The organism is Mycobacterium sp. E735 (assembly GCF_001666955.1).
Lineage (GTDB): Bacteria > Actinomycetota > Actinomycetes > Mycobacteriales > Mycobacteriaceae > Mycobacterium.
This window is the reverse complement of sequence record NZ_LZIX01000235.1, coordinates 1-6,841: the sequence shown is the minus strand read 5'-3', so window position 1 is coordinate 6,841 and position 6,841 is coordinate 1. Positions and strand designations below refer to the sequence as shown.

Here is a 6,841-nt window from a genome sequence, read left to right as displayed (position 1 = left end):
CGCGGCGGGCCCGCCGACGCCTGCGCCGGAGTCCAGCAATGTGTCACCGGCCGTCAGGCCCATGCGGTCGATGAGCCAGTCCAGGGCGGGCGGACTGCCGCTGCCGCGACAGCCGGCCGGCACGTGGTAGTCCGGGCCCAGCTCTTCGGCCACCTCGGCCGTCCATTCGGCGACGGTGTCGAACTCCGCCTCCATCGCTTCCGTCATCGACGCGCCTCCGCCCTGATCCGACGACCCACCTCGCCCTTGATCTCCGCGCCGGCGCGTGGGCCAGACGCGGACGCGAGGCCCGACACGTTGACGCCCTCGACGCCTTCGATCGACAGCAGCGCCCGGGCCTCGGCCACCGCCGCCTCGATCCCCTCGGCTACCGGGTCCGGCGCGCCCAACACCCGCTCCGTCACATCCTGATCGAGTTCCAGGCCGGGCAAGCCTTGCAGGACCGCCGCGGAGGCGCTGTCGGTGAACACGGCCACCGCCGCGATCACCGGAATGGTCAGACCAGCCGCCCGCGCCTCGGCCATGAAGTCGGCGACCTGCCCGGCGGAGGGCACGTGGTTCAGGACGGCCAGGCTGGCGCCGGCCCGTTGCTTCTCCACCAACCGGGCGGGGCGGGCGTGCACAGGCGGGGCGGTGGGCGTCTCGGGCACCGCAGCGACAACTCCGGTGGAGGCGGCCAACGAAACAAGCCGGGGGCCGTCGAGGTCGAAGGTCTGCGTGACGTCCGGGCGCACGTCGTAGCCGCGCCCGTCACCGGTCACGCACAGCACCGTTTCGACACCGATGCCGAGCAGGCCCCGCAACTCCTGCTCGAGCACCACCCGGTTGCGGTCACGGCATGACAGCGTGATCCAAGGCGTCACTCCGGCGTCGAGGAGCAAAGACCCCATCAGCGTGGGCGGGAAGTCGGGCTTGTTCTGGTGCTCGCCCACCAGGACGGCGTCGCATCCCTGCGCCAGCGCGGCGGCCGTCGCGGCGATGTCGTCACGGTCGAACGGGGTGCTGCTGAAGTCGGTGAGCACCAGCGGCGCGTGCGCGAGACGCGGCGTGGACTGCGGCCCCGACCACGCCACCACCTCGTCGAACGCGCACGGACCGGGGCGCATCTCGCACTGGCCGTCGGGCCGCACCCCGCCGCACGGCCCGAACACCATCCGTTTCGGACACCCCAAACCCGCCGACATCATGACTCCTCGCGCGCCAGTGTTCGCATGCATGTACCCAAACGGTCGCGGGCGCAAGCGCTTCAGCGAACGGCGCCGATTCGCAGCTCGAAGACGATTAGCAAACGCTCGCTGCGGCTACTAGGAGATGGGTGTGCCGCGCGCCCGGCGCAGCGAAAGGAACGGGGTCAAAAGCATGGAACCGATATCTCCGACGGATGCGCTGTTCCTCATCGGTGAGTCACGCGAGCACCCCATGCACGTGGGGTCGCTGCAACTCTTCGAGCCGCCCGAGGACGCCGGGCCCCACTTCGTGCGCGAGTCCTATCAGGCCATGCTCGAGTGCACGGACGTGCAGCCGACGTTCCGCAAGCACCCGGCCTTCTTCGGCGGACTGACCAACCTCGCGTGGTCGTTCGACAAGGACGTCGAGCTCGACTACCACCTGCGCCGCTCGGCCCTGCCCGAACCGGGCCGGGTCCGTGACCTGCTCGAGCTGGTTTCCCGGCTGCACGGCAGCCTGCTCGACCGGCACCGCCCGATGTGGGAGGCCCACCTCGTCGAGGGGCTGCAGGACGGCCGCTACGCCGTGTACACGAAGTACCACCACTCGCTCATGGACGGGGTGTCCGCGATGCGGCTGGTGCAGCGCGCCTTCACCCCCGATCCCGAGGATGACGAGGTGCGCGTGCCGTGGAGCCTCGGGCCGCGCAAGCGCGGCGGCGGGCAGAAACGGCAGTCCCTGCTGGAGCGGGCGGGCCGGACCGCGGGGTCGGCGCTCGCCTTGGCGCCGTCGTCGCTGAAGCTGGCCCGGGCCGCCCTGCTCGAACAACAGCTGACGCTGCCCTTCCAGGCGCCGCGCAGCATGTTCAACGTCCGGATCGGCGGCGCCCGGCGGGTGGCCGCGCAGTCGTGGTCGCTGGACCGGATCAAAGCGGTCAAATCGGCGGCCGGGGTTACCGTCAACGACGTCGTCCTCGCCATGTGCTCCGGCGCCCTGCGTGCGTACCTGCAGGAGCAGAGCGCGCTGCCCGACGCCCCGCTGACCGCGATGGTGCCGGTCAACCTCCGCAAGGCCGACGACGACCGCGGAGGCAACCTGGTCGGGACGTTCCTGTGCAACCTGGCGACGGATCTGGACGACCCGGCGCGGCGCCTAGAAATCGTCAGCACGTCGATCCGCGACACCAAAGAAATCTTCCAGCAGCTGCCCCCGGTTCAGCAGCTCGCCCTGTCGGCCTTCAACATCGGCGGCCTGTTCTTCGGGCTGATCCCCGGCTACCTGTCGGCGGGGTCACCGCCGTTCAACATCGTCATCTCCAACGTCTCGGCCGGTCCGTCGGAGCCGCAGTACTGGCGGGGCGCCCGGCTGGACGGCAACTACCCGCTGTCCATCCCGCTCGACGGCCAGGCGGTCAACATCACCGTGACCAACAACGCCGACAACCTCGACTTCGGTCTCGTGGGCTGCCGCCGCAGCGTCCCGCACCTGCAGCGGCTGCTGGGCCACCTGGAGACGTCGCTGAAGGACCTGGAGCGCGCCGTCGGCGTGTGAGCGGCGGCTACGGCCTGGTGGTGTAGTCCAGGCAGACCGTCGTGCCGGTGGGGCGGGCGTTGATGGTGCAGTGATCCGCGAGCGCGTGCATCAGCGCGATTCCGCGGGACCGCCGCGGGTCGCTGAGGCGTTGCGGCGAGGGCGGGAGCCAGGATCCGCGATCGCTGACGCAGATGCTGATCGACTGGGCGGCGCGGTCGTGGCTTGCCTGCAGTTTCATCGTTCCCGTCGGGCGGTGGTCACGGTATGCGTGCTCCACACAGTTGGCCAGCGCCTCGTTGACGCCCAGAATGATGTCGTCGTGAACCTCCGCCGGAGCCTCGGTCACCTCCTGCAGCCACCGCCGCAGCGTGCGGCGCAATTCCGCCGCGGTCACCGCGTCGGCGGCACCGGCGCAGGTCAATCGCGCGGGCGTGACAACGATTGGTGGCAGCGGTGAAGTCATGCAGAAGGCATACCCAGTTGCTGCCGGCCTGCTAACCCGCCGGCCGTCTCGCTTTGGCCACAGCCGGGTACAGGTTCGGAATCGAGTTGCCGTACAACGAGATACAGAGGGATCCTATGGACTTTCGTGCATTCATCGAGCCGCAGCAGGGCGCCCGCTACGCCGACCAGGTGGCCGTCGCCCAGACCGCCGAGCAGCTGGGGTTCGGTGCGTTCTTCCGGTCCGATCACTACCTGGCGATGAGCGGCGACGGACTGCCTGGCCCCACCGACTCGTGGGTGACGCTGGGCGCGATCGCGCGGGAGACGTCGACCATCCGGCTGGGCACCCTGGTGACTTCCGCAACATTCCGCTACCCCGGCCCGCTGGCGATCGCGGTGGCCCAAGTGGACGACATGAGTGGCGGACGCGTCGAATTCGGGCTGGGCAGCGGCTGGTTCGAAAAGGAGCACCAGGCGTACGGCATCCCGTTCCCACCGCTGCGGGAGCGGTTCGACCGGCTCGACGAACAGCTGGCCATCATCACGGGCCTGTGGACCACGGGGCCCGGCGAAACCTTCGACTACGCCGGCGCGTACTACACCATCAGCGGCTCACCGGCGCTGCCCGAGCCGACGCAGACCCCACACCCGCCCATCGTCGTCGGCGGCCTGGGCGCCAACCGCACCCCGCGGCTGGCCGCGAAGTACGCGGCCGAGTTCAACGTTCCGTTCGCGCCGATCGGCGTGGCCGAGAAGCAGTACGAGCGGGTGGCGCAAGCCGTCGCCGCGGCCGGCAGGCCCGGTGACTCGATGGTCTACTCGAGCGCATTCGTGCTCTGCGCCGGCCGCAACAACCGCGAACTGACCCGGCGCGCCGCGGCGATCGGTCGCGACCTCGACGAAATGCGGTCCAACAGCCCGCTGGTCGGCTCCCCCGCGGAGATCGTCGACAAATTGGGCGCCTGGAAGCAGATCGGCGTGCGACGTGTCTACACCCAGCTGCTGGACTTGACCGACCTCGCCCATCTGGAGTTGTTGGCGAGTGAGGTTATGCCACAACTGCTTTGACGGCTGTCACCGGCCTTCGGCGTCCGCGCGTTCCTCTTCGAGCCGGTCCTTGCTGCGCAGAAGCCGCAGCAGGGTCACGAACAGTAGCCCGCCGATCATGTTGCCGACCACGGTGTAGCCGAACCACCCCAGCCACGTCAGATAGCCGAACGGGGCAGCCCCGGTGACCAGCGCGCCGAAGATCAGCAGCGAATCCAGGATGGAGTGGAACAACCTCAGCCCGGCGAGCAGGAACGCGGCGGCCACCGCTGCGGCGATCTTGGCGGGCACCGAGTCGGTGCCGTGTTGCATCCGGGTCATCAGCGTGATGACCATGCCGCCGAGGATCGCCAGCACCATGCTCTGGGCGGATAGTGGCGCGGTGGCGAAGTGGGTGCCGGACTCGATGGTCTGCGCGTGCAGCTCCGGGAAGCCGGTCATGATCAGCCACATGATCACCCAGCCGCCGACCAGGTTGGCGAACATGGTGCCGCCCCATAGCTTGGCCAGCTGCGGCAGGCTGGCGCGCTTGGCGGCCACCGTCACGACGGGAATGATGAAGCCCTCGGTGAACAGCTCGCTGCGGCCGAGCAGCAGGGCCAGGAAGCCGATCGAGAACGCCAGCCCGGCCAGCAGCGGGCGGTGGGTGGCGTCCAGCACCGACAGGTAGGCAAGCACCCCGATCCCCACCTCGGTGCCACCGAAGAAGCCGGTCACCAGCACGCCGCGCCAGGTGCGGTGCAGGCGCTGGGTGCCCTCGCTCAGCATCCTGCTGAACGCGTCCTCGAGCTCGTCCTCGATCGGGCTGTCGGTCTGCCCGAGCTGACGCTGGGTGGTATCACTCATGGTGGATGGCCTGATACCCGTTATTTGCCGGATGGACCATCCGGTGTGAGGGATCTGACAGCGCCCGCCGCGGCCGTCACCTCCGCGGTCGCAGCACCGGCGTCACCAGCTCACCGGTGCCCAGGTAGCTCTCCAGGTTCCGGATGGCGAGCATCGCCATTGCCCTCCGGGTCCGGGCGGTGGCACTGCCGATGTGCGGAAACAGGACCACGTTGTCGAGCTCGAACAACTCGGGCGGCACATGGGGTTCGTCGACGAAGACATCCAGCCCGGCCCCGGCGAGGCCGCCGCCGACCAGCAACTCCACCAGCGCGTCCTGGTCGACGACGCTGCCGCGGGCGATGTTGACGAGATAACCCTCGGGGCCCAGGGCCTCGAGGACGGAGCGGTCGACCAGGTGGCGCGTGTGCGGATCGCCCGTCGTGGCCACGACGAGGACGTCGACCGACTCGGCCAGCTCCCCCGGCGACGGGGCGTAGCGGTACGGCGATCCGTCGATGCGGTGGCGGTTGTGATACGCGACGGCACAGTCGAATCCGAGCAGCCTGGTCGCGATCGCCGAACCGATGCGACCCAGACCCAGGATGCCAACCTGCAGGCCGCTGAGGTCCCGGGCGTATGGGAACGGGCCGTCGCGCAGCCAGCGGCCCGCCCGCACGTAGCGGTCGGCGGCGCCGAAACGGCGCAGGGTCATCAGGATCAGGCCCAGCGCGGTGTCGGCCACCGTGTCCGAAAGGACGTCGGGCGTGTTGCTGACGCCGATGCCGCGGCGCCGCGCCGCGGGCAGATCGATCAGGTCCACGCCGGCGCCGTTGTTGACGATCACCTCGAGGTTGGGCAGCGCGGCGATGGTGTCGCCGTCGACACCGGCCGTGCCCGATGTGATCACGATGCGAACGTCAGCCGCATGTTCGGCGAAGAAGTCGGCGCGCCCCGGACCGTCGGGAAGCTTGGGGATCTCGTACCGCGCGGTCAGCTCGGCTTCGAAAGTCCGCTCGAAGCGGCCGATCCGCAGCGCATGTCCAATCTTTTTTGTCGTCACGCGTCCATCATCGGGCGTCGGTGAAATATTCGGGCGGCGGTCGTGGTTGTGATGCCCGGCGGTGTCGTACATTCCCCCGGGTACCACCTTGAGAACCGTCGCTTCGAGCGACCACTTGCCGAGAGGCGCGAAGACGGCACCGTCCCTCAAACTTTTTCCCATTGCGCGGGAAGCAATCCCCCGGCGGCTCGGTTGCACCGCGAGTGCGCATCGGAGTGGTGTTCCCGCAAACCGAGCTTGGCGGCGACCCCGCGGTCGTGCGTGCATACGGCGAGGGCGTACAGGAACTCGGATTCAGCCATATCCTGGCGTACGACCACGTCGTGGGCGCCGACCCCCTGGTGCACCGCGGCTGGGCCGGCCCATACGACATCGACTCGACGTTTCACGAGCCGTTCGTCTTGTTCGGTTTTCTGGCCGCGATCACCTCGCTCGAGCTGGTCAGCGGCGTCATCATCCTGCCGCAGCGGCAGACGGCGTTGGTGGCCAAGCAGGCGGCCGAGGTCGATCTGCTGACCGGCCGCCGCTTCCGGCTCGGTGTCGGATTGGGCTGGAACGCGGTCGAATACGAGGCGCTGGGCGAGAACTTCACCAATCGCGGCAAGCGCTCCGAGGAGCAGGTCGAGCTGTTGCGCCGGCTGTGGACCGAGCGGTCGGTCACCTTCGACGGCAAGTACCACAGCGTGACCGCGGCGGGGCTGGCCCCGTTGCCCGTCCAACGCCCCATTCCCGTGTGGATCGGCGCGGCCTCCGATCGCGGGC

The 6,841-nt window shown here is 69.2% G+C and carries 7 protein-coding genes and 1 pseudogene; 3 read left to right on the top strand and 5 right to left on the bottom strand.

Annotated elements, in window-relative coordinates:
* Positions 1–207 (bottom strand): annotated as a pseudogene (locus tag A5704_RS19025) (SAM-dependent methyltransferase); the annotation flags it as partial.
* Positions 204–1,187 carry a methylenetetrahydrofolate reductase C-terminal domain-containing protein gene (locus tag A5704_RS19020; protein WP_067890484.1) on the bottom strand — a complete coding sequence of 328 codons (984 nt, stop codon included), beginning with the start codon at positions 1,185–1,187 and terminating at the stop codon, positions 204–206. The pseudogene A5704_RS19025 and the gene A5704_RS19020, both read right to left, overlap by 4 nt.
* 172 nt (positions 1,188–1,359) lie before the next feature.
* On the opposite strand from A5704_RS19020, the gene A5704_RS19015 reads away from it, so the two are divergent.
* On the top strand, positions 1,360–2,718 hold the full coding sequence (locus A5704_RS19015) for a wax ester/triacylglycerol synthase family O-acyltransferase (protein WP_067753626.1): 1,359 nt from the start codon (positions 1,360–1,362) through the stop codon (positions 2,716–2,718).
* Between the two features lie 7 nt (positions 2,719–2,725).
* Here A5704_RS19015 and A5704_RS19010 read toward each other — a convergent pair whose 3' ends face one another.
* Positions 2,726–3,163, bottom strand: coding sequence for an ATP-binding protein (locus A5704_RS19010; RefSeq protein ID WP_067778997.1), 438 nt, complete (start codon positions 3,161–3,163; stop codon positions 2,726–2,728).
* A 116-nt stretch (positions 3,164–3,279) separates the two neighbouring features.
* On the opposite strand from A5704_RS19010, the gene A5704_RS19005 reads away from it, so the two are divergent.
* Entirely contained in the window at positions 3,280–4,212 is a 933-nt protein-coding gene (locus A5704_RS19005) for an LLM class F420-dependent oxidoreductase (RefSeq protein ID WP_067753571.1), read from the top strand.
* Positions 4,213–4,218: 6 nt separating this feature from the next.
* On the opposite strand, the gene A5704_RS19000 is transcribed toward A5704_RS19005, so the two are convergent.
* Both A5704_RS19000 and A5704_RS18995 read right to left on the bottom strand, forming a co-directional pair.
* On the bottom strand, positions 4,219–5,037 hold the full coding sequence (locus A5704_RS19000; RefSeq protein ID WP_067753568.1) for a formate/nitrite transporter family protein: 819 nt from the start codon (positions 5,035–5,037) through the stop codon (positions 4,219–4,221).
* A gap of 76 nt (positions 5,038–5,113) precedes the next feature.
* A complete protein-coding gene (locus A5704_RS18995) occupies positions 5,114–6,151 on the bottom strand; it encodes a 2-hydroxyacid dehydrogenase (RefSeq protein WP_197508507.1) in 1,038 nt (345 codons plus the stop codon).
* A gap of 131 nt (positions 6,152–6,282) precedes the next feature.
* Between A5704_RS18995 and A5704_RS18990 the strand changes: the two genes are divergently transcribed.
* Positions 6,283–6,841 (top strand): TIGR03619 family F420-dependent LLM class oxidoreductase (locus A5704_RS18990; RefSeq protein WP_067890487.1); only part of this gene is annotated, 559 nt, incomplete at its 3' end.